Origin of the sequence: Kitasatospora sp. NPDC089797, assembly GCF_040684795.1 — a bacterium.
In the GTDB taxonomy this organism is placed as follows: Bacteria; Actinomycetota; Actinomycetes; order Streptomycetales; family Streptomycetaceae; genus Kitasatospora.
In genome coordinates this window covers 57,664-79,355 of the sequence record NZ_JBFBGS010000037.1, presented here as the reverse complement: position 1 = coordinate 79,355, position 21,692 = coordinate 57,664, and the positions used below count along the sequence as shown (strand labels likewise).

Genomic DNA, 21,692 nt, shown 5'->3' with positions numbered 1-21,692 from the left:
GGAGCCCCTGGTGACGGGCCGGCGACGGGGAGAGCGGGAACGGCGGGGCGCGGGAGGACCGCGGGGGGACGGTGGGGGAGCGGGGCGCGGCGCGCGAGGACGGCGCGCGGCGGTACCGGCCCGGCGGAGTCGAGGGGGCGCCGGAGGAGCCGGTGGGGGTGGGGGGAGTGGTGCCGCGGGGGTGCCGCCGGGGGACGGCGGGGGAGGACGGGGAGGGAGGGTCAGGCGGCGGTGCGCCGGGCGGAGCGTCCGCCGAGTTGGAGCACCACGGCCTCGCCGGTCGCCGGGTCGGTGACGAACCGGCCGGTCCAGGCGGCCTCCCGGGCGTCCAGGCGGCGGGCGGTGAACACCGACTGGCCGTGCAGGGCCAGTTCGGCGACCAGGCCGGTGCCGTCGGAGAGCCGCAGGCCGGTGGGGTGGCTGCGGACGGAGAAGGAGGTGTCGCCGTTGCGGTACTCGCCGACCAGACGGTCCGCGACGGCGGCCCGGTCGGTGGGCAGCGGCTGGGCGGTGGCGGGCAGCCCGGGCCGGTAGTCCCCGACGGCCAGGCCGAGTTCGCGCAGTGCGGCCACCAGGTCGGCCCAGAGCAGGGTGCCGGTGCCGGCGTTGGTGGTCAGCGCCAGCGCGGTGCCGCTCGCCGGGTGGAAGCGCAGGTGGGCGGTGCCGCCGTCGACGGTGCCGTCATGGCCGAGCCAGACGCCGTCGGGGGAGTCGTAGCGGGCCAGGCCGAGGCCCCAGCCGTCGGCCATGCCGAAGGCGTCGGCGCCGGGGGCCGGTCGGGCCAGCTCGGCCCGCAGCTCGCCGGGGAGCAGCACCTCGGCGTCCGGGTGGTCGCCCAGGTGGAGCCGGGCGAAGCGGACCAGGTCGTCCGCGCCCGCGGCGAGGCCGCCGGCCGGCGCCCAACTGTGCGGCAGGAACAGGCCGACCGGCTGCGCCGGGCCGCCGCCGGGGCGCACGGTGTGGCAGGTGGCGAGCGGTCGGGAGCGGTCGGCGGAGTCCTGCGGCAGCAGCGGCTCGATTCCGAGCGGGCGGAGCAGGAAATTCTCCAGGGCCGCCCGCCACTTCATATCCGTGACGTATTCGATGGCCCGGCCGAGCAGGTTGTATCCGGTGTTCGAGTAGGAGAAGCAGGTGCCGGGCGCATTCAGCAGTCCGGTGTTCGCGACACTGGCCGCGTACCGGATCAGGGAGGCGTCCTCGTGGTTGTCGAGTTCGTGGTCGGCGACCAGTGCGGCGGTGTGACTGAGCACCTGTCGAATTGTCACGGACGACAACTCGGGGGCCGCCGGCGAGCTCAACTCCGGTACGTGCTCGGCAATGCGGTCGTCCAGGTCGATATCTCCGTCGGCGGCGAGCTGGGCGACGACGGTGGCGGTGAAGGCCTTGGTGACGGAGCCGAGTGCGAAGGCCGTTTCCGGGGTGACCGGATCGGTGCCGCCGGCCCGGGTGACACCGGTGACGACGGACGAGGTCCGACCGTCCCGGTGCAGTGTCAACTGGGCGCCGGGGACCGCGTGATCGCGGGCCGCGGCGGTCAGTCTGGTGGTCAGGTGCGCATCCATGGTTCCCCCTTCATCGAGTGCACCAGTGCGGGTAGCCGCACCGTGGATGGTGCGGCTACCCGCACCATCCATCCTCGATCAGATGTTCAAAGAAGGGCAAGATCTTTCCGTGTGGGGAAAAGCCGCAGGTCAGACGGGAGTCACGGACCAGGGCAGGGTGGCGCGCACGGTGGTCGGCCCGCCCGGCGGGCTGCTGACGTCCAGTCGGCCGTTGATCGCGGCGGCCCGGTCCTCCAGGCCGCGCAGGCCGGTGCCCACGGTCGGGCTGGCCCCGCCGACGCCGTCGTCCGTGACCGAGACCACCAGGCGGTCGTCGCCCTGTTCGAGTGCGATGTGGATGGCCGTGGCGCTCGCGTACTTCGCGGTGTTGGCGAGGCATTCCGCGATGACGTAATAGGCGGTCGACTCCACCCGCACGTCCGGCCGCCGGTCCAGACTGCTGGAAATCGAGACGGGGACGTGGAAACGTTCCGTCAGGGCCGTCACGGCGGCGTCCAGGCCGCGGTCGCTCAGTATCGGCGGCTGGATTCCGCGGACCAGGTCGCGGATTTCCCCGATGGCCTTCTCGACTTCCTGGTGCGCTTCGCCGACGACCGCCGCCAGGTATTCCACGTCGTCGCTGCGGCGCAACCGGGCGTGCGAGAGGTGCATCAGCAATGCGGCCAGCCGGGCCTGGGCACCGTCGTGCAGATCGCGTTCCACCCGACGGAAATCGGCGTCGTTCACCCGCAGCGCCGCGATCCGCTGGCGCTCGACGGCGGCCTCCCGCCGCCGGGTCTCGGTCTGCTCGATCCGGCCGAGCACCCGGCGCACCATCCGGGCGCGCAGCCGCCCGAGCCACAGCAGCAGGCCCAGCAGCAGGACGAAGACCAGGACGGAGCAGGCGGCGACCAGCACCCGGGTGGGGGCGGAGTCCACCACGACGTTGTTGCCGGGGCCGAAGGCCAGCTGGTCGGGCGGTCCGATCGGCAGCGCCACCACGAAGGCGACCACCGGGACGGCCAGCGCGGCCAGCGGCGCCAGCCAGACCGCGCCGAGCAGCAGCAGCCCCAGGTAGCCGATGTCGTCCCAGGTCGCCTCGGGCGGGCGGCGCCGCTCCCGGCGCAGGGCGAGGCCCCTCAGCACCGGCTCCCGCGGCCCGTCGACGCCGTGCACGAAGCGCGCCAGCAGCTGTTCCAGCTCCGCGACGGCGCGCAGCAGCGGCAGGCTGAAGGAGATGCCGTCGCGCAGGAAGGCCAGCCGGGCGGGCATGTCCCGAAGGTGCTCGCGCCAGGTCCGGCCGGGCCGGGCCGGCTGCCCGGGCCCGGTGCCGGGCGGGGCGGGGCGGGCGATCCGGCGGAACGCCGCGGTGAGCGCCCGGACGCAGAGCACCACCAGCATCGGCAGGCCGACCAGCAGCGCCCAGGAGAGCACCCGCAGGAGCAGCGAGAGGACGACCAGCGGCGCCAGCAGCAGGCCCACCAGGCTGCCGACGGAGAGGTAGATGAGCCCGGCGGCGGCCCGGTACGGGGTCGGCAGTTTCACGGGGGGCGGGGACACTGCGGCGTCAGCGGATCTCGTCCGCGGCCAGCCGGTCGATGCCGCGCAGATAGTCCAGGACGGCCAGCACGCGGCGGTGGCTCTCCCCGGAATTCGGAATGCGCAGCTTTCCCAGGATCGCCGTGACGTGCTTTTCCACGGCCCGCTCGGAGATGTTCAGCCGATTGACGATCCCCATGTTCGTCAGTCCGGTCGACATGAGTTCCAGCACCTGGTGCTCGCGCGGGGTCAGCAATTCCGCGGCGCGCTTCTCGCGGGGGCTCCCGATGAATTGCCGGAAGAGGTCCGGATCGAGGACGGTCTCGCCTTTCCCGACCCGCTGGAGGGCGGCCAGGAATTCCCCGAAGTCGCCGATCCGCTGCTTCAGGAGGTAGCCGGTGCCGCCCCGGGCGTTGCTCATCAACTGCTGCGCGTAGGTGTGCTCCACGTACTGGGAGAGCAGCAGCACGGCCGGTCCGCCGTCCAGCCGCTGGATGTCCACGGCCGCCCGGATGCCCTCGTCGGTGTGGGTCGGGGGCATCCGGACGTCCATGATCACCACGTGCGGACAGGTCGCCCGGACGACATCGAGGACATTTGTGGCATCGCCCAGCGAAGCCACCACTTCTATTCCCTCGTCCGCCAGCAGCCTCGCCATTCCGGCCCGTAGGAGGGCGGAATCCTCCGCGATCGCGACGCGCATGGCGACTCCTGAATAGTGGGTCCACGCCGGGTGGCGGGCACAAACCTTGAATGATGAACATAAACGTGATCGCTCATCAGTTGGGGCTCAGCATAGGCACGGCGGACCGACTGACGCTACGCCCGTCGGCCCCGCTACTGCCGTGAACCGGCACTGCCGACGCTCACCCGCCGCAACAGGTGCCCGGTGGCGGCGAGACTCACCGTCACGCTCATCAGCAGACAGGCCGCGAACAGCGTGCCGAGGAACTGCCAGGGCACGCTCAGCGGCGTCGTGCCGCCGAACACCGTGAGCGCCCCGCGGTAGGCGCGCACCCCGAGGGCCACCACCGCGGCCGCGACCGCCGCCCCCACCAGCGTGGTGGAGACCGACTCCCACAGCGCCATCCGGCGCACCTGCCCGCTGCTCACGCCCAGCATCCGCATCGACGTGATCTCCCGGCCCCGCCGGCTGTACGACATCACCAGGGTGCTGCCCACCGCGATCAGCGCGTACAGGCAGCCGGGCACCGTCAGCACCAGCAGCACCAGCCGGTTGAGCCGCTCCTGGTCGGTGCTGTGGTGGTCGAACCAGGTCGCGCTCGGCACCACCCGCACCCGGTCCGGCCCCAGCTCCGCGGTCAGCGCCGCGGCCGCCTCACCGACCGAGCCCGCCGCCGCGGGCGTCAGCAGCACGCTCGCCCGCTCCGGCGCGCCGGCCCCGGCCGCCGCCGCGGCCGGCAGCAGCAGGTGCGGCACCGCCGAGCCGCCGTCCAGCACCGCGCTCACCCGGGCGGTGACCGGACGGCCGCCGAACAGCCCGTACGTGAGGGTGCTCCCGGCGTGGAAGCCGTACCAGGAGGCGAACTCCCGGGACACCGCGACGGTGTCCGGCGCGAGCGGCGCCAGCGCGCCCTCGGCGGCCGTGAGCCGGTGCGTCCGGGACAGCTCGACCGGGTCGACCACCGCCGCCTGCTCCTTCCAGGCCGTGGTCGGACCGGCCACCGCGACGTCCAGCGCGGCCGGCGCCGACACCGCCGCGACCCGCGGGTCGCCGCGCAACGCGGCCAGCTGCCGCGCGTCCAGCCCGTCCGTCCCGGTCGGCTCGACCACCAGCTGGGCGGCCGTGCGGGCCCGGTCGTCGGCCGCGGAGGCCGCCCCGGCCGTGGACAGCACGGTGGTGAACACCCCGACGATCGCCACGATCGCCAGCACCGGCCCCACCAGCGCCGCCGTCCGCCGCCGCGCGGTGCGGACCGACTCCGCGGCCAGCCGCCCCGCCACCGGGTCGGTCATCCGCAGGGGCAGCGACAGCAGCCGCAGCACCGGCGGCAGGTACAGCGGCCCCAGCAGCGAGGCCGCGATCGCCAGCGCCATGGTGCCGAACAGGGCGAGCGGCGTGGCCGCCTCCTCACCGGCCCCGGGGGTCAGCGCCACCATCGCGCCGCCGCCCACCAGCGCCAGCACCCCGGTCACCGCCCGCCCGGCCGTCATCGACCGGGAGTCGAGGTCCGCCTCGCGCAGCGCCTCCACCGGCCGCGCCCTCGCCGCGCGCTTGGACGCCGCCACCATCCCGAGGAAGGCCAGCAGCAGCCCGGTGCCCGCCGCGAACACCAGCGGCCAGAACAGCGGCCCCGGCGTCAGCTCGACCGGCGCCAGACCGGTGCCGTTCAGCGCCCGCACGGTGGCCGGCGCCGCCACGGCGGCCAGCACGCAGCCGAGCGCGGCGGCCGGCACCGCCACCACGAAGGACTCGCCCAGCACCATCCGGCGCACCTGCGGCCCACCCGCGCCGACCAGCCGCAGCAGCCCCATGTCCCGGCGCCGCAGGGCGATCCCGAAGGCGCAGGTGCCCGCGACCACGAACACCGTCACGAAGCCCGACACCACCCCGCCCATGGCCAGCACGCTCTGCACCCCGCCCAGGTCGGCCTGGCCGGTGGTGACCGTGTGCGCGCCGCCGGCCTGGTCGGTCAGCGTGACCGAGGCCGTCCCGGCGGCGGTCGCGGCCGGTACCGCCCAGGTGGCCGCCAGTGCCGAGGCCGAGACCCCGACCAGGCCCACGCCCAGCGCCAGGGCCACGAACGTCCCCGCGAACAACGCCCAGTAGTGGCGCACCGACTGCACCGAGATCCGCCACATCACTGCTCCCAGACGCTCAGTTGGTGGGCGACCGCCTCGGCGGTCGGGTGGTCCAGCCGGCCGACGATCCGCCCGTCGGACAGGAACACCACCCGGTCCGCGCAGGCAGCCGCGGCCGGGTCGTGGGTCACCATGGCGATCGTCCGGCCCTCGTGGTCGACGGCGTCCCGCAGCAGCTGCATCACCTGGCGGCCGTTGCGCCGGTCGAGCGAGCCGGTCGGCTCGTCGGCGAAGATGATCTCGGGCTCGGCCGCGAGCGTCCGGGCGATCGCCACCCGCTGCTGCTGGCCGCCGGACAGCTGGGCCGGCCGGCGGTCGGCCTGGTCCTGCAGACCCACCATCCGCAGCGCCTCGACCACGTCGCCGCGCCGCACCCGGCGGCCCTGGAGCCGCAGCGGCAGCGCCACGTTCTCGAAGGCGGTGAGCATCGGCAGCAGGTTGAACTGCTGGAAGACGAAGCCGATCCGGCTGCGCCGCGCCTCGGTCAGCTGCCGCTCGTCGCAGGCCGCCAGGTCGGTGTCGCCGAGCAGGACCTTGCCGCTCTCCGGCCGGTCCAGGCCGGCCGCGCAGTTGAGCAGGGTGGTCTTGCCGGAGCCGGAGGGGCCCATCACCGCGGTCAGGGCGCGCTGCGGGAAGCCCAGGCTGACCTCGCGCAGCACCGGGACCGGCCCGGCGGCGCTCGGGTAGCTCTTGGTGACGCCGACCAGGTTGACGGCGGGCAGCTGGATGTCGGTGAGCAGTGACATGACCCCAGTCCACCAGGGCACGGCCGCGGGCGCAGTGGGCCTGCGAGGAGTCCTGGAGGTCGGGTTTTCCCTACCGTCGCGCGGGGCCGTCGGCCCGATAGAGTCGGCCGGGGTTCGTACGCGTGCGGGGAGGAAGGCCGATGACGGTTGCCGTGTGGGAGGCCGTGCGGGCGCGGCCGCTGGGCTTCCTGTGGTCCCGCTGGCCGCTGCGGGTCTGGGCGTTCCTGCTGACCGGCACCGTCCAGGGCGCGGCCTCGCTGGTGGTGCTGGTCGCGCTGCTGTTCGTCGGGGTCGGGCTGTCCGTCGTCGGGGTCGGGCTGGTGGTGCTGACCGGGGTGGCCGTGCTCGGGGTGCCGCTGGCCGCACTGGAGCGGCGCCGGCTGCTGCTGGTCGAGCCGGTGCCGCTGCCCGACCCGCACGGCTCGCTGCCGGGCGCGGGGGCGGCGGCCTGGCTGCGGACCAGGCTGAAGGAGCGCTCCACCTGGCGCGAGCTGGCGTACCTGCTGATCCAGGCCGTGCTGTTCACCGCGAGCGGCATCGGCTTCGTCGCGCTGCTCGGGATCTCGCTGATCCTGCTGACCACGCCGCTGATCGTCTGGGCGATCAGCCCGGACACCGTGATGCTCTGGCCCGGCCACCCGATCTCGGACCCGGTCGCCGCCCTGCCCGGCAGCGCCGTCGGGCTGCTCGGGCTGGCGGTCTCCGCGTACACCGGGGCGCTGCTGGCCGGGGCGCAGGTGCGCACCGCGCAGTTCCTGCTCTCCGCGCGGGACGAGGACCTCGGCACCCGGGTGGTCGAACTCACCCGCTCCCGGGCCCGGTTGGTGGACGCCTTCGAGGCCGAGCGGAGCCGGATCGAGCGCGACCTGCACGACGGCGCCCAGCAGCAGCTGGTCGCCCTCAGCATGACGCTGGGCCTGGCCGAGCTGGAGCTGCGCGGGCAGCACCCGGCCGCCGCCGAACTGGTCACCCGGGCCCGCGGCGAGGCCAGACGGGCCCTGGAGCAGCTGCGCACCCTGGTGCGCGGGATCCATCCCCAGGTGCTCACCGACCACGGGCTGCCGGCCGCGGTCGCCGAACTGGCGCTGCGCAACCCGATCCCGGTGACCGTCGACATCGACCTGCCGCAGCGGCTGCCCGGCCCGGTCGAGACCGCCGCGTACTTCACCATCACCGAGGCCCTGACCAACGCCGCCAAGCACAGCGGCGCGGACGAGGTCGCCGTCGCGGCCCACCTCAAGGGCGAGAAGCTGGTGCTGCTCGTCACCGACAACGGCCACGGCGGGGCCGATCCCGCCGCCGGCGCGGGCCTCCAGGGCCTGGCCGACCGGGTGGCCATCCTGAAAGGACGACTCATCGTGACCAGCCCGGTCGGAGGACCGACCCAACTGCGCGTGGAGGTCCCGTGCTCCGGGTAGTGCTCGCCGAGGACGCCGTGCTGCTCCGGGCCGGCCTGGTGGAACTGCTCGGACGGGTCGGCCACCAGGTGGTCGCCGCGGTCGGCGACGCCGGGGAACTGGCCCGAGCGGTCGACGCCGAACGGCCCGACATCGTCATCACCGACGTGCGGATGCCGCCGGACTTCCGGGACGAGGGACTCCGGGCCGCGGTCGAACTGCGCTCCCGGCACCGGGGGTTGCCGGTCCTGGTGCTCTCCCAGTACGTGGCGACGGCGTACGCGACCCAGCTGTTCGGCACCGACGCCTCCACCGACGGCGGTCTCGGGTACCTGCTCAAGGACCGGGTCGGGGAGGTCACCGACTTCCTCGACGCGCTGGAGCGGGTCGCCGGCGGGCAGACCGTGCTGGACCCGGAGGTGGTCCGGGTGCTGCTCCAACAGCGCACCGCCGACGCCCCGTTGAAGCGCCTCACGCCGCGCGAGCGGGAGGTGCTGGGGCTGATGGCGGAGGGCCTCAACAACCAGTCGATCGCCCAGCGGCTGACCGTCACCGAGGCCTCGGTGGTCAAGCACTCCAGCAACATCTTCATGAAGCTGGACCTCGACCCGGTCGAGGGCAACCGCCGGGTCCTGGCGGTGCTGGCCTACCTGCGGGGCGGGGGAGCACGCGAGTAGTCACTCCACCGGCGGGACGGTGACCGAGCGCAGCTCCACCCCGGGGGTGAGCAGCCGGGTGAGCTGCTCCGCGGAGGCGTCCCAGGACCACTGCTCGGCCACCCACCGCCGGCCGCGCCGCCCGAACTCCCGGCCCCGGTCCGGGTCCAGCAGGACCGTCGCCACGGCGTCCGCGACGGCCGGCACCGACCGGCCGTCCACCACGGCGCCGGTGCGGCCGTCCAGCACGGTGTCCGGGGCGCCGCCGGAGTCGCCGGCCACCACCGGCAGCCCGCTGGCCGCCGCCTCCAGGAAGACGATGCCCAGGCCCTCGGCCTCCAGGCCGGCCCTCCTGGTCCGGCACGGCATGGCGAAGACGTCCGCCGCCGCGTAGTACCAGGCCGTCGAGGCGTGGTCCTGGCCGCCCGCGAACACCACCGCGCCCGGGGCGAGTTCGCTCGCCAGCCGGCGCAGCCGCTGATCGTCGGGGCCGTCCCCGACGATCAGCAGCACGGCGTCCGGGACGCGCCGGCGGATCAGCGGCAGCGCCCGGATCAGCGCGTCCTGGCCCTTGCGCGGCACCAGCCGGGCGACGCACACGATCACCTTGGCGTCGCCGAGCCCGTACTGCTCGCGGATCACCCGGCCGTGCTCGGGCGAGGGCCGGAACGCCTCGGCGTCCACCCCCGGGACGAGCCGCACCGTCCGGGCCCGGGCGCCGAGCGCCGGGGCGATCCGGCGCCGGGTGTACTCGCCGAGGTAGGTGACCACGTCGACGTGGTTGCCGATCCGGCGCAGCAGCCCGCGGGCGATCGGGGCGCGGGCCCACCAGATCTCGTGGCCGTGGGTGGTGGCGACGATCCGATCGATCCCGCCCCGGCGCAGCGCGGGCGCCATCGCGGCCAGCGGAGCGGCGGCGCCGAACCAGACCCGGTCGCAGCCGTGGGCGCGGGCGATCTCCAGCGTCCGGCGGGTCACCCGGCCGGTGGGCAGCAGGGTGCGGCTGCGGTCCCGGACCACCGGGAACGGCAGGGTGGCGTCGTACGCGGCGTCACCGGGCTCGCCGGAGGTGTAGACCACCACGTCGTGGTCCGGGACGCGCACCGCCATCGCGTGCACGAAGGTCTCGATGCCGCCCTGCCGGGGCGGGAAGTCGTTGGTCACGATCAGCGTGGTGCCCATGGGCGTGGTGTCCTCGCATCCGGGAGGGGTCAGACGGTGAAGAGGTAGTTGCGGCAGTCCTCGGTGATCCGCGGGGCCGGGACCCACCGGCCGCGCCACCAGCGGTGCGCGCGGTAGCCGTACTGCTCCAGGTGCCGGGGCACGTCCGCCGCGCGGGCGCCGTACTTGCGCAGGTGCCGGTCCTCGATCTCCAGCAGCAGGGTCGGCCGGTGCCGGCGCAGGGTGGCCGCGCCGCCGCGGAGCACGGCGAGTTCGGCGCCCTCGACGTCGGCCTTGACGAAGGACGTCCGGGTCAGCCGGAGTTCGTCCGCCAGCTGGTCGAGGGTGGCGACCCGGGCGGGCACCCGGACGGAGGAGGCGAACTCGGCGTTCGGCCCGGGGCCGTCGGTGCCCTCGGTGAGGTACGTCCGGCCGTGCACCGGCAGCCCGCGGCGCTTGGGCAGGCTGAGCGTGCCGCGCCCCGGCTCCGCGCCGAGGGCGAGCCGGTGCACGGCGACGTTGCGGGCGCCGAGCAGCCGGGCGGTGGTGCGCAGCCAGCGGGCCGGGCCGGGCAGCGGCTCCACGCTGTGCACCGCGCCGGTCGGGCCGACCAGCGCGGACAGCGTCCAGGTGTAGAGGCCGTACTCGGCGCCGATGTCGAGGCAGGTGGCGCCGGGGGCGACCACCTGGCGCAGCCCGGCGACCTCGTCCTCGACGAAGGACAGCCGGCCCGCGCCCCAGCGCAGGGCGGCGGAGACGGTCGCGGTGCGGGCGCCGGCCGGTCGGGGCCGCGGCCCGGCCGCGCGGGCCGCCCGGCCAGTGGGGCCGGTGGCGGGGTCGGTGGGGTCGAGCGGTGTGGTGAGGTCCGGCCGCTGGAGGCTCAACGGACACTTCCTTCCTGGACGGAACGGGCGGTGGAGGCGATGGAGGCGGTCGCGCGCTCGGAGCGCGGAGGACGCGGAGGGTGCGGTGGCGGGACGGCCCGGCCGGTCCCGGGCATCACGCGGGCCCAGAGCGCCAGCACGGCCGGCAGCGCGAGGTAGCCGAAGCGCCCGGCCGGGGCCAGCAGGAAGGCGGCGGCCAGCCCGAGGGCCAGCCGGTCGGCGGCGGCGACCAGGTCGCGCGGCGGCCGGCGCACCAGGGACACCGCGACGGCCAGTCCGCCGAGCAGCAGCAGCCCGACCGCCGCGTACCAGCCGGCCGGGCCGAGGTCGGCGAGCAGCTTGCCGGGGAGCGGGCTGGCCGCCTCGGTGCGCAGCCCGCCGCGGCCGAGCGGGAAGGCCAGCACCTGGTCGACCATCGGCCCGGGTGCGAGCAGCGCGGCGGGCAGCACCAGGGCGGTGGTGCCGAGGACGGCCACGGCGAGGCAGCGGGCCGCGGCCCGCCGGCCGGCCGTGGCGGCGAGCAGGGCCACGGCGACGGCGACCGCGGGCCAGGAGGTCCACTTCATCGCGCAGGCCAGGGCCAGCACCAGCCCGGTCGCGGCCGGGCGGCGCACCGAGGCCAGCGCGAGCGCCAGGCAGAGCAGCCCGGTCAGCGGCAGGTCGATGCCGCTGACCGCGAGCGGCAGCGCCACCACCGGCGAGGCGACCAGCGCGGTCAGGGCCGTCCCCGGCGGCACCGCGGCCCAGCGCGGCCGGGCGGCCGGTCCGGCGGGTGCGGCCGCCCGCAGCAGCCGGTGGGCGAGCCACAGGCCGGCCAGCAGCACGGCCGCGCACCACACCCGGGGGTCGCCGACCGCCCGGCCGAGCGGGCCGGCGCCGCCGAGCAGGGCGTGCGGGACGCCCAGCAGCGCCATGGCCGGCAGATAGGGCGTCACCTCGTCCACCGTGCGCGGGGCGTCGACGTACGGGGACACCTGGTGCAGCAGCAGCGAGCCGGAGCGCTCGATCACCCCGACCTCGCTCTGCGCCGCCCCGGTGTGCACCAGGAGCAGCAGCGGCAGCACCACCGCCCCGGCGAGCGCGAGGACGGCCGAGTCGAGCCGGGCGTCCCGCCGGGCGGGCAGCAGCACGGTCACCGCCGCGGCGAGGTAGCCGACCGCGGCGACGGTGCCCCAGGTCCGGTGCGGGCCGAGGGAGGAGACGAAGGGGAACGCAGCGGCCCAGGCGGCGCATGCGAGCCATCCGGCACACCAGGACCACCTGTGCCCGTCCGCTCCCGGAGCCCGGTGGGCCAGGTGAGTGAGCACCCGTCCATTGCAGCCGCCGGCGACCGGTGACGTCATGACAGCCAGGTCGAGAACCCGAGGTCGGGTTTCCCCTACCATCCGTGCACCGAGCGGTGGTTGGGAGAGTGCGGAGATCGGGCCCGAACCGTTGCGCGGCGGACCGCGTAGGGTGGCGGCGACCACCACCGGCCGCACCCCAGGAGCCCCCATGACCTCGAACGCTGTCCCCGCCGGCCCGCTGCCGGTCGGGGTGATCGGCCTCGGCGACATCGCGCAGAAGGCGTACCTCCCGGTGGTCACCGCGCTGCCCGGGCTGGACCTGCGACTGATGACCCGGGACCGGGCCAAGCTGGACCGGCTGGGGGAGACCCACCGGATCGGTGCCGGGAACCGGTTCACCGACCTGGACGCGCTGATCGACAGCGGCATCCGGGCCGCCTTCGTGCACGCCGCCACCGACCAGCACGTGCCGATCACCGAGCGGCTGCTCGGCGCCGGGGTGGACGTCTACGTGGACAAGCCGCTGGACTACACCGTGGACGGTGCCCGCCGGCTGGTCGACCTCGCCGACCGGACCGGCCGCTCGCTGATGGTCGGCTTCAACCGCCGCCACGCGCCCGGCTACGCCCAGGCCCTGGAGCGCCCGCGCGACCTGATCGTGCTGCAGAAGAACCGGGAGGGTCTCGCGGAGGCGGCCCGCACGCTGGTCTTCGACGACTTCGTGCACGTGGTGGACACCCTGCGGTTCCTGGTCCCCGGCGAGATCGAGCAGGTGGACGTCCGGGCCCGCAAGGACCGGGAGGGCCTGGTGGAGCACGTGGTGCTGACGCTCGGCGGCGAGGGGTTCACCGCGCTGGGCATCATGAACCGGGTCTCCGGCTCGACCGAGGAGGTGCTGGAGGTCTCCGGCGGCGACTCCAAGCGCGAGGTCCGCAACCTGGCCGAGGTGATCGACCACCGCGGCCAGCCCACCGTCCGGCGGCGCGGCGACTGGGTGCCGGTGGCCCGTCAGCGCGGGATCGAGCAGTGCGTGCTCGGCTTCCTGGACGCCGTCCGGGCCGGGAAGACCCTGGACGCCCACGACGCGCTGCGCACCCACGAGCTGTGCGAACTGATCGTGGAACGGATCGGATAAAGCCGGGCAAAGCCGGGGTCAAGCTGGGTGAAAGCTGCAAGGAGCCTGGGAAAAGCCTGAATCGACGCGATCGCACGTCACCCGGGCGGAACCGACCGTTCATTGACGGGGTCTTGTCGGGGCATTTTCCGCGCGCGTACCTTGAGGGCGCAGCGGGGGACGGGAGCCGTCCCCCGCTTTCTCCGCACCTTCCTTCTACGCGAGTAGCGTCCGCTGCCCGAGCCAGGAGCCAAGCCCCGGTGACCACCTCCCCCGCCCCCCGTCCCCGCCGCGCCGCCCTGCTGCGCGCCGTCGTCGCGCCGGCCGCGCTGGCCGCCTCGCTGGTGCTCGTCCCGCTGCCGGCCGCGAACGCCGCCGGCCCGGCCGCCGCCCCGCCCGCGCCGACCGAGGCCGGCCCGCTGCGGATCCACGACATCCAGGGCACCACCCGGGTCTCCCCGCAGGCCGGGAAGCCGGTCACCGGAGTGCCCGGAATCGTCACCGGCGTCCGGGCGTACGGCAGCGTCAGGGGATTCTGGCTGCAGGACCCGAACCCGGACGACAATCCCGCCACCAGCGAGGGGATCTTCGTCTACACCGGAGGAAACCCGACCGTGCAGGTCGGCGACTCGGTGCTGGTCAGCGGCAAGGTCACCGAGTACTACCCGAACTACGCCGGCGGCTCCCAGTCCATCACCGAACTCACCGGCCCCGCCGTCACGGTGCTCTCGCACGGCAATCCGCTGCCCGCCCCCGTGGTCGTCGACACCCGCAACATCCCGGGCCGCTACGCCCCGCCCGCCGGGCCCGACGGCAGCATCGACTCCGTGCCGCTGAACCCGGAGAAGTACGCCCTGGACTTCTACGAGTCGCTGGAGGGCATGCTCGTCCAGGTCAAGGACGTCCGGGTGATACAGGCGACCGACAAGTACAACGAGCTGTGGGTCGCCGCCGACCGGCAGGACCAGCGCAGCAAGCGCGGCGGCGTGCTCTACGAGTCCTACCGCGAGCCCAACGTCGGCCGCCTGATGGTGCAGCAGCAGGCCCCGGTCTCCCAGCAGCCCTTCCCGGTGGCCAACGTCGGCGACGAGCTGACCGGCGCCACCACCGGCCCGCTGGACTACAACCAGTTCGGCGGCTACACCCTGGTCGCCGGCACCCTGGGCACCCTCAAGGACAACCACCTCCAGCGCGAGGTCACCGCCAAGGCCGGCGAGCGCGAACTCACCATCGCCACCTACAACGTGGAGAACCTGGCGGCCACCAACCCGGACGCCAAGTTCGCCGAGCTCGCCCAGGGCGTCGTCACCAACCTGCGCTCGCCCGACATCGTCGCCCTGGAGGAGATCCAGGACAACAACGGCGCCAAGAACGACGGCACGGTGGACGCCGGCCAGACCGTCGCCACGTTCCTCGCCGCGATCAAGGCGGCCGGCGGCCCCGCCTACGAGTGGCGCTCGGTCGACCCCCAGGACGGCAAGGACGGCGGCGAGCCCGGCGGCAACATCCGCCAGGTCTTCCTGTTCAACCCCCAGCGGGTCTCCTTCACCGACATCCCCGGCGCCACCGCCACCACCGCCGTCGGCGTCACCGGCGCCGGCGCCGCCACCGCGCTCACCGCCTCCCCCGGCCGGATCGAGCCGACCGACGAGGCGTGGACCAACAGCCGCAAGCCGCTGGTCGGCCAGTTCTCCTTCCGCGGCCAGAAGGTCTTCGTGATCGCCAACCACTTCAACAGCAAGGGCGGCGACCAGGGCATCGACAGCCGCTTCCAGGCCCCGACCCGCAGCTCCGAGGTGCAGCGGGTCAAGCAGGCCACCGTCGAGCAGGCCTTCGTCGCCACGCTGCTGGCCGCCGACCGGCAGGCCCGGATCGTCTCGCTCGGCGACTTCAACGACTACCAGTTCTCGCCCGCCCTGGCCGCCCTCACCAAGGACGGCGTGCTGCGCGACCTGGTGAACGAGCTGCCGGAGACCGAGCAGTACTCCTACGTCTACCAGGGCAACTCGCAGGTGCTGGACCACATCCTGGTCAGCCCCGAGGTCGGCTACGCCAAGTACGACGTGGTGCACATCAACGCCGAGTTCGCGCAGCAGGCCAGCGACCACGACCCGCAGGTGGTCCGGATCAAGCCCTGACCCGGGCCCGGCTATCCTGCCTCCGCCGCCGGTGACCGCCGGCGGCGGAGGCCTTTGAGCACCCGGGGGACGGCGTGGAGTACCGGATCGAGCGGATCGGGCGGGACGACTGGCAGCGGCTGCGCACCATCCGGCTGGCCCAACTCCTGGACACCCCCATGGCGTTCGGCGAGACCCTCGACTACGCCCGGCTCCAGGGCGAGGGCAACTGGCGGGCCCGCACCGACTGGCTGAACGAGCCCGGCCGGATCGGCCTGGTCGCCGTCGACCCGGAGACCGACGAGTGGGTCGCCACCATGCTCGCCGTCCCCAGCCGGAAGGCCGCCACCGTCGACCTGATCGGCGTCTGGACCGACCCGGCGCACCGGGGCCGCGAGCGCGGCGTCACCGACGCCCTGCTGGACGCGGTGATCGCCTGGGCCCGGGAGGGCGGCGCCGGCTGGATGCTGCTCGGCGTGCACGAGGCCAACCACCGCGCCGCCGCCTTCTACCGGCGGCGCGGCTTCAGCTACAACGGCGGCTCGACGCCGTACGTGCTGGACGAGGCGGCGAGCGTCCTGGAGATGGTCCTCCCGCTCCGCTGAGCCGGTCAGCCCGCCACGTACTCCGCCAGGTGCTCACCGGTCAGCGTGGAGCGGGCCGCGACCAGCTCGGCCGGCGTGCCCTCGAAGACCACCCGCCCGCCGTCGTGCCCGGCGCCCGGGCCGAGGTCGATGATCCAGTCCGCGTGCGCCATGACCGCCGGGTGGTGCTCGATCACGATCACCGACTTGCCGGAGTCCACCAGCCGGTCCAGCAGGCCGAGCAGCTGTCCGACGTCCGCCAGGTGCAGCCCGGTGGTCGGCTCGTCCAGGACGTACACCCCGCCCTTGTCGGCCATGTGGGTGGCCAGCTTCAGCCGCTGGCGCTCGCCGCCGGACAGCGTGGTCAGCGGCTGGCCGAGGCTCAGGTAGCCCAGGCCGACGTCGGCCAGCCGCTCCAGGATCCGGTGCGCGGCCGGGAGCTTCGCCTCCCCGTCGCCGAAGAACGCCGCCGCCTCGGTCACCGACATCGCCAGCACCTCGCTGATGTCCCGGCCGCCCAGCCGGTACTCCAGCACCGAGGCGTCGTAGCGGCGACCCTCGCAGTCCTCGCAGGTGGTGGCCACCCCGGCCATCATCGCCAGGTCGGTGTAGACCACGCCCGCGCCGTTGCAGGTCGGACAGGCCCCCTCGGAGTTGGCGCTGAACAGGGCCGGCTTGACGCCGTTCGCCTTGGCGAAGGCCTTGCGGACCGGCTCCAGCAGCCCGGTGTAGGTGGCCGGGTTGCTGCGCCGGGAGCCCTTGATCGCGCCCTGGTCGACCGAGACCACGCCCTCGTCCGCGGCGATCGAGCCGTGGATCAGCGAGCTCTTCCCGGAGCCGGCGACCCCGGTGACCACGGTGAGCACCCCGAGCGGGACGTCCACGTCCACGTCCCGCAGGTTGTGGGTGTTCGCGCCGCGGATCGCCAGCGTGCCGGTGGGCTCGCGGACGGCCGTCCGCAGCGCCGTCCGGTCGGCCAGGTGCCGGCCGGTCACGGTGCCGCTGCCGCGCAGCCCGGCCACGTCGCCCTCGTAGCACACCGTGCCGCCCGCCGCCCCGGCCCCGGGCCCGAGGTCGACCACGTGGTCGGCGATCGCGATGGTCTGCGGCTTGTGCTCCACCACCAGCACCGTGTTGCCCTTGTCCCGTAGCCGCAGCAGCAGGTCGTTCATCCGGCTGATGTCGTGCGGGTGCAGCCCGGTGGTGGGCTCGTCGAAGACGTAGGTGGTGTCGGTGAGCGAGGAGCCCAGGTGGCGGATCATCTTCACCCGCTGGGCCTCGCCGCCGGAGAGGGTGCCGGAGGGGCGGTCCAGCGAGAGGTAGCCGAGGCCGATCTCCACGAAGGAGTCCAGTGCCTGCCCCAGCGTGGCGAGCAGCGGGGCCACCGAGGGCTCGTCCAGCTTCCGCACCCAGTCGGCCAGGTCGCTGATCTGCATCGCGCAGGCGTCGGCGATGGAGACGCCCGCGATCCGGGAGGAGCGGGCGGCCGCGCTCAGCCGGGTGCCCTCGCACTCCGGACAGGCGGTGAAGGTGACGGCGCGCTCCACGAAGGCCCGGATGTGCGGCTGCAGCGCCTCCTTGTCCTTGGCGAGCATCGACTTCTGGATCTTGGGGATCAGGCCCTCGTAGGTGAGGTTGACCCCGTTGACCTTGACCTTGGTCGGCTCCCGGTACAGGAAGTCCTGGAGCTCCTTCTTGGTGTACCGGCGGATCGGCTTGTCCGGGTCGAGGAAGCCCGAGTTCGCGTAGACGCCGACCGTCCACCAGCTGTCGACCTTCCAGCCGGGGATGGTGATCGCACCCTCGGAGATCGACTTGCTGTCGTCGTAGAGCTGGGTCAGGTCGATGTCGGAGACGCTGCCCCGGCCCTCGCAGCGCGGGCACATCCCGCCGGTGATGCTGAAGCTGCGCCGCTCCTTGACCGTCTTGCCGCCGCGCTCCACGGTCACCGCGCCGGCACCGCTGATCGACGGGACGTTGAAGGAGAAGGCCTTGGGGGAGCCGATGTGCGGGGTGCCGAGCCGGCTGAACAGGATCCGCAGCATCGCGTTGGCGTCGGTCGCGGTGCCGACGGTGGAGCGCGGGTCGGAGCCCATCCGCTGCTGGTCGACGATGATCGCGGTGGTCAGGCCCTCCAGGACGTCCACCTCGGGGCGGGCCAGGGTGGGCATGAAGCCCTGGACGAAGGCGCTGTAGGTCTCGTTGATCAGCCGCTGCGACTCGGCGGCGACGGTGTCGAAGACCAGTGAGCTCTTGCCGGAGCCGGACACCCCGGTGAACACCGTCAGACGGCGCTTGGGGATGTCGACACTGATGTCCTTGAGGTTGTTCTCGCGCGCTCCGTGCACGCGGATCAGGTCGTGGCTGTCGGCGGCGTGCGGCTCGGCCATCGTTCTCTTCGCTCCCGGTCTCTCCGGCTCTACGGCCTGGTGGTGCGGCGGTGTGGCGGTGTGGCGGGACCGCCCGGGCCGGTGTCGGCCCGGGCGGTCCGGGGACGGCTCAGCGCACTTCGTTGAAGCGGACCACGGTGCCCGCCGGGTCGCGGAAGGCGCAGTCGCGGATCCCGTACGGCTGGAGGGTCGGCTCCTGGACGAGCTCGGCGCCGCCCGCCTTCAGCCGGTCGAAGACCCCGTCCAGGTCGGCGGTGGCGAGCACCACCCGGGCGTACGTTCCCTTGGCCATCATCTCGGTGATGGTACGCCGCTCGTCCTCGGTGATGCCCGGGTCCGCGAACGGCGGCTCCAGCACCAGCGACACGCCGGGCCGGCCGGCCGGGCCGACGGTGATCCAGCGCATCGGGCCGCCGCCGACGTCCTGGCGGACCTCGAAGCCCAGCAGGTCGCGGTAGAAGGCGAGCGAGGCCTCGGGGTCGGTGTGCGGGAGGAAGGTCCAGTGGATGCTGATGTCGTTCATGACCGCAACGCTAGGCGCGACCCCCGGGTGGGCGCTTCTCGAATCCTGACCGGTCCGGCCGGAGCCGTCCCCGGGGCCGACCCTGGGCTGTCCTGGGCCGTCCCGGGGCTGTCCTGGGCCGGACCCGGGACGACTCCGGCCCGGGCTACGCGCGGCAGCGCAGCAGGACCAGCGGCGGGTGGGCGACCACATCCGCCCAGAACTCCGCGCCGAACTCCCGCAGGCCCGCCTCGGAGATCCGCAGCGGCACCCACTCCAGCTCGTCGAACCCGGCCGCCCGCAGCGACTCCTCGTAGACCTCGCGGCGCGGGACGGTGCCGAGGATGCTGACCGGCCGGGGGTCGAGGAGCGCGGTGACCCGCACCCGGGGGCCGGTCTCGACCTCCTCGCCGGTCGGCTCGCAGCGGAACCCGTACCGCTCCAGGGAGCGGCAGTCGAAGGCGTAGTCGGGCCTCTGGGCGAGGACGACGAGCTCCCCGCCCGGCCGCAGGCTGCGGTGGACGGCGCGGCACATCCGGTCCAGCGCCGCCCGGTCCTCCGCGTAGTTCAGGCACTGCACCGCCAGCGCCACGTCGAACTGCCGCTCCAGCGGCCGCAGTTCGGCGACGTCACCGACCTCGTACCGGACCCCCAGCGGCTCCCGCTGCTCGAACGACCGGGCGACGGAGACCATCTCGGTGGAGATGTCGACCCCGAGCACCTCCGCCGCGCCCCGCCGCCGCAGCTCCCGGCTGTAGAACCCGGTGCCGCAGGCGAGGTCGAGGACCGTCCTGCCGCGCACGTCCCCGACCAGGCCGAGGACGCTCGGCACCTCGCCGTACCGGATCAGCGGCAGCGCCTTGAAGCCCTCGAACGCCTCGCCGATCAGGTCGTACTGCTGCATGCCCATCGTGCCGTCCTTCCGTCCGCGGTCGTCCCGGAAGTCTCGCCCGGCCCGGCGCGCCGGCGTACTGGCGGAAGCCACGAATCAGCGGCGCCGGGCGAGGTGCACGGTGATGTCGGCGTCCAGTTCCACCCGTTCCGGCAGCACGGCGAGGATCCGCCGGAACACCTCCGCCCGGGTGTCGGCCGGCAGCACCAGGTAGGCCGAGACGGTGGCGAGATGGCCGAGGTACTCCGCCGCGCCCATCGTCAACGCCCGTTCGACGACGGCCTGTCGGACGTCGCCGAAGCTCTCGGAGCGCAGCAGCTCGGTGCCCGGCCACTGCATCCGGGCCCGCGCCGGGGTGCCGTCGGGGGAGGGGACGTCGTCGCTCGCCAGGAACGGCGCCCGGGCCGCCCGGACGGCCTCCGCCAGCGCCGGGTCGGCGAGCGCCACCGGCCCGCCGAAGCAGGCGAACACGCCGCCCGGGCGCAGCAGTTCCGCCGCCCGCCGCCACCGGCCGGACGGCTCCGTCCAGTGCAGCGCGGCCGCCGCGTACACCAGGTCGTACGGTCCGTCCGGCGGCAGCTCCTCGAAGGTCGAGCACACCGTGCGGACACCCGCCGGGACGTGCCGGCGCAGCTCGGCCAGCATCGCGCCGTCCGGCTCGGTCGCGGTGACGGCCACGCCGTGCCCGGCGAACAGCCGGGTCGCCTTGCCCGTCCCGGCGCCGATCTCCAGGGCGGTCCGCGGCGGCCGGCCCGCGTACCCGGCGACCAGGTCGAAGAGCGCGGCCGGATACCCCGGCCGGTACCGCTCGTAGGCCTCCGCCACCGTCCCGAAGCTCAGCGCGCGCTCGGGCGGCTCAGCCACGCGGGGGCTCCGGCAGCGCCAGCCAGTCCTGCCAGCTGATCCCGCGCCCGGGGAAGCGCGGCCGGTCGAACGGCCAGTCCTGGTCGATCCACCGCGGCACCAGGGCGTCGAAGGCCCGCTCCACCTCGCTGCCGACCAGCCCGTCCACCACCCACCAGGAGACCTCGGCGTCCGCCCCCGCCCGTTCCGGCGGGTCGATGTAGACGCACCCGTGCACCGCCGTCTCCGCGCCGTCCAGCAGCACGTAGTTGAACGACTGGTGGGCGGCGATCTCCCGCTCGTGCCGCGCCAGGTCGATCCGGTTCGACTCGGCCGTGATCGTCTCCGCCGGCCACCCCCAGGCCGGCCCGAAGATCCCGAACAGCCGCTCCCGCGAGCCCGTCACGGCCGGATAGTCCATCGGGGCGTCCGCCTCCCGGATCGGTCGCAGGTGGTACGACCCGTCGAGCAGCGGGACGTGGACGGGGTGGACGAAGTCAGCGGGCAGCCAGGTCATGCCGCCGAGGCTAGCCGCGATCCGGCCGTCAGCGCACCGAATATCCGGGGCACTGCCGGGCCGGAGCGGGCCCCGCCGGGTCCCGCGCGCCGGCCGGGCGGGAGTCGCACCGGGTCTGCCCGGTGTCGGCGCCGACCGTCACCGCCGCCGCCTTCGCCGCCGCCTTCGCCGGGACGCCCGGTGCGGGGTCGTGGCGCGGCCACCAGCCGGTCAGGGCGGCGGTCACGATCAGGACCAGGGCGAGGATCGTGAGCCGGATGCCGGTGTGCAGCCGACCGCGGGCCCGGGCGAGCGCGAGCGGGCTGACGCCGGGGCCAGAACCGGTGCCGGCGCTGATCGGATAGGCGACCCGGCCGACGGTGAGCAGCGCCGCGCAGGCGACACCGAGCGCGATCACGGCCAGCGACGCGGCGAGCCACTGGACCGCGGCGGGGGCCGCCCCGCCGGCGGGGCGCAGCACGCCGCAGATGCCGACGAAGCCCAGGACGCCGAGCTGGATGGTGTGCCAGCCGCGCGCCGAACCGGCCAGACCCTCCAACGTCTCCGCGCCCGGCGCCGGTTGGGGGTCGGTGGACCCCGGTGGTTGTGTCATCGGACCCTTCCTCCGTCACGCTCTCAGGACGACCTTTCCATGGTCGGAGCCGGCCGGTGGCGGCGGCAGCCGCCGTTGGGAGGCAGCGGCCCGGGTATCGGAGTGAAC

19 protein-coding genes are annotated in these 21,692 nt (G+C 74.4%); 5 read left to right on the top strand and 14 right to left on the bottom strand.

Annotated elements, in window-relative coordinates:
* Positions 1-221 precede the first annotated feature (221 nt).
* The 5 genes from AB0O91_RS27600 to AB0O91_RS27580 all read right to left on the bottom strand — a co-directional run bounded on the left by AB0O91_RS27600 (position 222) and on the right by AB0O91_RS27580 (position 6,649).
* Positions 222-1,562, bottom strand: a complete 1,341-nt coding sequence (locus AB0O91_RS27600; protein WP_363438281.1) for a serine hydrolase domain-containing protein — start codon at positions 1,560-1,562, stop codon at positions 222-224.
* A 129-nt stretch (positions 1,563-1,691) separates the two neighbouring features.
* Positions 1,692-3,086 (bottom strand): sensor histidine kinase, encoded by a 1,395-nt coding sequence (locus tag AB0O91_RS27595; RefSeq protein WP_363438278.1) that lies wholly within the window; start codon positions 3,084-3,086, stop codon positions 1,692-1,694.
* 22 nt (positions 3,087-3,108) lie between these two features.
* Positions 3,109-3,783 carry a response regulator transcription factor gene (locus AB0O91_RS27590; protein WP_363438276.1) on the bottom strand — a complete coding sequence of 225 codons (675 nt, stop codon included), beginning with the start codon at positions 3,781-3,783 and terminating at the stop codon, positions 3,109-3,111.
* Between the two features lie 134 nt (positions 3,784-3,917).
* Positions 3,918-5,903 (bottom strand): FtsX-like permease family protein, encoded by a 1,986-nt coding sequence (locus AB0O91_RS27585; protein WP_363438273.1) that lies wholly within the window; start codon positions 5,901-5,903, stop codon positions 3,918-3,920.
* Positions 5,903-6,649, bottom strand: coding sequence for an ABC transporter ATP-binding protein (locus AB0O91_RS27580; protein WP_363438270.1), 747 nt, complete (start codon positions 6,647-6,649; stop codon positions 5,903-5,905). Before AB0O91_RS27580 ends, AB0O91_RS27585 begins: the two co-directional genes overlap by 1 nt.
* 140 nt (positions 6,650-6,789) lie before the next feature.
* Here AB0O91_RS27580 and AB0O91_RS27575 point away from each other — a divergent pair, with 140 nt between their 5' ends.
* Entirely contained in the window at positions 6,790-8,067 is a 1,278-nt protein-coding gene (locus tag AB0O91_RS27575) for a sensor domain-containing protein (protein WP_363438267.1), read from the top strand.
* Positions 8,055-8,723 carry a response regulator transcription factor gene (locus AB0O91_RS27570; protein WP_363438265.1) on the top strand — a complete coding sequence of 223 codons (669 nt, stop codon included), beginning with the start codon at positions 8,055-8,057 and terminating at the stop codon, positions 8,721-8,723. The genes AB0O91_RS27575 and AB0O91_RS27570 overlap by 13 nt, the downstream gene beginning before the upstream one ends.
* Here AB0O91_RS27570 and AB0O91_RS27565 read toward each other — a convergent pair whose 3' ends face one another.
* Genes AB0O91_RS27565 through AB0O91_RS27555 form a run of 3 tightly spaced genes read right to left on the bottom strand, consistent with a single transcriptional unit; the run spans position 8,724 to position 12,054 of the window.
* The gene (locus AB0O91_RS27565; RefSeq protein WP_363438262.1) at positions 8,724-9,884 is read right to left on the bottom strand and encodes a glycosyltransferase family 4 protein; all 1,161 of its coding nucleotides are present in this window, start codon (positions 9,882-9,884) and stop codon (positions 8,724-8,726) included.
* Positions 9,885-9,913: 29 nt separating this feature from the next.
* Positions 9,914-10,747 (bottom strand): FkbM family methyltransferase, encoded by an 834-nt coding sequence (locus AB0O91_RS27560; RefSeq protein ID WP_363438259.1) that lies wholly within the window; start codon positions 10,745-10,747, stop codon positions 9,914-9,916.
* The gene (locus AB0O91_RS27555; RefSeq protein WP_363438257.1) at positions 10,744-12,054 is read right to left on the bottom strand and encodes a hypothetical protein; all 1,311 of its coding nucleotides are present in this window, start codon (positions 12,052-12,054) and stop codon (positions 10,744-10,746) included. The genes AB0O91_RS27560 and AB0O91_RS27555 overlap by 4 nt, the downstream gene beginning before the upstream one ends.
* Positions 12,055-12,271: 217 nt before the next feature.
* Here AB0O91_RS27555 and AB0O91_RS27550 point away from each other — a divergent pair, with 217 nt between their 5' ends.
* The 3 genes from AB0O91_RS27550 to AB0O91_RS27540 all read left to right on the top strand — a co-directional run bounded on the left by AB0O91_RS27550 (position 12,272) and on the right by AB0O91_RS27540 (position 15,869).
* Positions 12,272-13,168 carry a Gfo/Idh/MocA family oxidoreductase gene (locus AB0O91_RS27550; protein ID WP_363438295.1) on the top strand — a complete coding sequence of 299 codons (897 nt, stop codon included), beginning with the start codon at positions 12,272-12,274 and terminating at the stop codon, positions 13,166-13,168.
* A 239-nt stretch (positions 13,169-13,407) separates the two neighbouring features.
* Positions 13,408-15,285 (top strand): endonuclease/exonuclease/phosphatase family protein, encoded by a 1,878-nt coding sequence (locus AB0O91_RS27545; RefSeq protein WP_363438254.1) that lies wholly within the window; start codon positions 13,408-13,410, stop codon positions 15,283-15,285.
* A 74-nt stretch (positions 15,286-15,359) separates the two neighbouring features.
* A complete protein-coding gene (locus tag AB0O91_RS27540; RefSeq protein ID WP_363438252.1) occupies positions 15,360-15,869 on the top strand; it encodes a GNAT family N-acetyltransferase in 510 nt (169 codons plus the stop codon).
* A gap of 5 nt (positions 15,870-15,874) precedes the next feature.
* On the opposite strand, the gene AB0O91_RS27535 is transcribed toward AB0O91_RS27540, so the two are convergent.
* From AB0O91_RS27535 to AB0O91_RS27510, 6 genes are all read right to left on the bottom strand, one after another.
* Complete coding sequence (locus tag AB0O91_RS27535; RefSeq protein WP_363438249.1) at positions 15,875-18,238, bottom strand: excinuclease ABC subunit UvrA; 2,364 nt, start codon at positions 18,236-18,238, stop codon at positions 15,875-15,877.
* A 109-nt stretch (positions 18,239-18,347) separates the two neighbouring features.
* Entirely contained in the window at positions 18,348-18,761 is a 414-nt protein-coding gene (locus AB0O91_RS27530; protein ID WP_363438247.1) for a VOC family protein, read from the bottom strand.
* Between the two features lie 145 nt (positions 18,762-18,906).
* Positions 18,907-19,650, bottom strand: a complete 744-nt coding sequence (locus tag AB0O91_RS27525) for a class I SAM-dependent methyltransferase (protein WP_363438244.1) — start codon at positions 19,648-19,650, stop codon at positions 18,907-18,909.
* A gap of 78 nt (positions 19,651-19,728) precedes the next feature.
* Positions 19,729-20,496, bottom strand: coding sequence for a class I SAM-dependent methyltransferase (locus AB0O91_RS27520; RefSeq protein WP_363438242.1), 768 nt, complete (start codon positions 20,494-20,496; stop codon positions 19,729-19,731).
* Positions 20,489-20,992, bottom strand: coding sequence for an N-acetyltransferase (locus tag AB0O91_RS27515; protein WP_363438239.1), 504 nt, complete (start codon positions 20,990-20,992; stop codon positions 20,489-20,491). The genes AB0O91_RS27520 and AB0O91_RS27515 overlap by 8 nt, the downstream gene beginning before the upstream one ends.
* Positions 20,993-21,020: 28 nt before the next feature.
* On the bottom strand, positions 21,021-21,584 hold the full coding sequence (locus AB0O91_RS27510; RefSeq protein ID WP_363438237.1) for a hypothetical protein: 564 nt from the start codon (positions 21,582-21,584) through the stop codon (positions 21,021-21,023).
* Positions 21,585-21,692 lie beyond the last annotated feature (108 nt).

What these genes read in the sequence shown, in the direction of transcription:
- AB0O91_RS27530 (WP_363438247.1), bottom strand. Translation starts at nt 18,761, where the DNA reads ATGAACGACATCAGCATCCACTGGACCTTCCTCCCGCACACCGACCCC.
- AB0O91_RS27510 (WP_363438237.1), bottom strand. Translation starts at nt 21,584, where the DNA reads ATGACACAACCACCGGGGTCCACCGACCCCCAACCGGCGCCGGGCGCG.
- AB0O91_RS27515 (WP_363438239.1), bottom strand. Translation starts at nt 20,992, where the DNA reads ATGACCTGGCTGCCCGCTGACTTCGTCCACCCCGTCCACGTCCCGCTG.
- AB0O91_RS27590 (WP_363438276.1), bottom strand. Translation starts at nt 3,783, where the DNA reads ATGCGCGTCGCGATCGCGGAGGATTCCGCCCTCCTACGGGCCGGAATG.
- AB0O91_RS27600 (WP_363438281.1), bottom strand. Translation starts at nt 1,562, where the DNA reads ATGGATGCGCACCTGACCACCAGACTGACCGCCGCGGCCCGCGATCAC.
- AB0O91_RS27525 (WP_363438244.1), bottom strand. Translation starts at nt 19,650, where the DNA reads ATGGGCATGCAGCAGTACGACCTGATCGGCGAGGCGTTCGAGGGCTTC.
- AB0O91_RS27575 (WP_363438267.1), top strand. Translation starts at nt 6,790, where the DNA reads ATGACGGTTGCCGTGTGGGAGGCCGTGCGGGCGCGGCCGCTGGGCTTC.
- AB0O91_RS27535 (WP_363438249.1), bottom strand. Translation starts at nt 18,238, where the DNA reads ATGGCCGAGCCGCACGCCGCCGACAGCCACGACCTGATCCGCGTGCAC.
- AB0O91_RS27585 (WP_363438273.1), bottom strand. Translation starts at nt 5,903, where the DNA reads ATGTGGCGGATCTCGGTGCAGTCGGTGCGCCACTACTGGGCGTTGTTC.
- AB0O91_RS27565 (WP_363438262.1), bottom strand. Translation starts at nt 9,884, where the DNA reads ATGGGCACCACGCTGATCGTGACCAACGACTTCCCGCCCCGGCAGGGC.
- AB0O91_RS27580 (WP_363438270.1), bottom strand. Translation starts at nt 6,649, where the DNA reads ATGTCACTGCTCACCGACATCCAGCTGCCCGCCGTCAACCTGGTCGGC.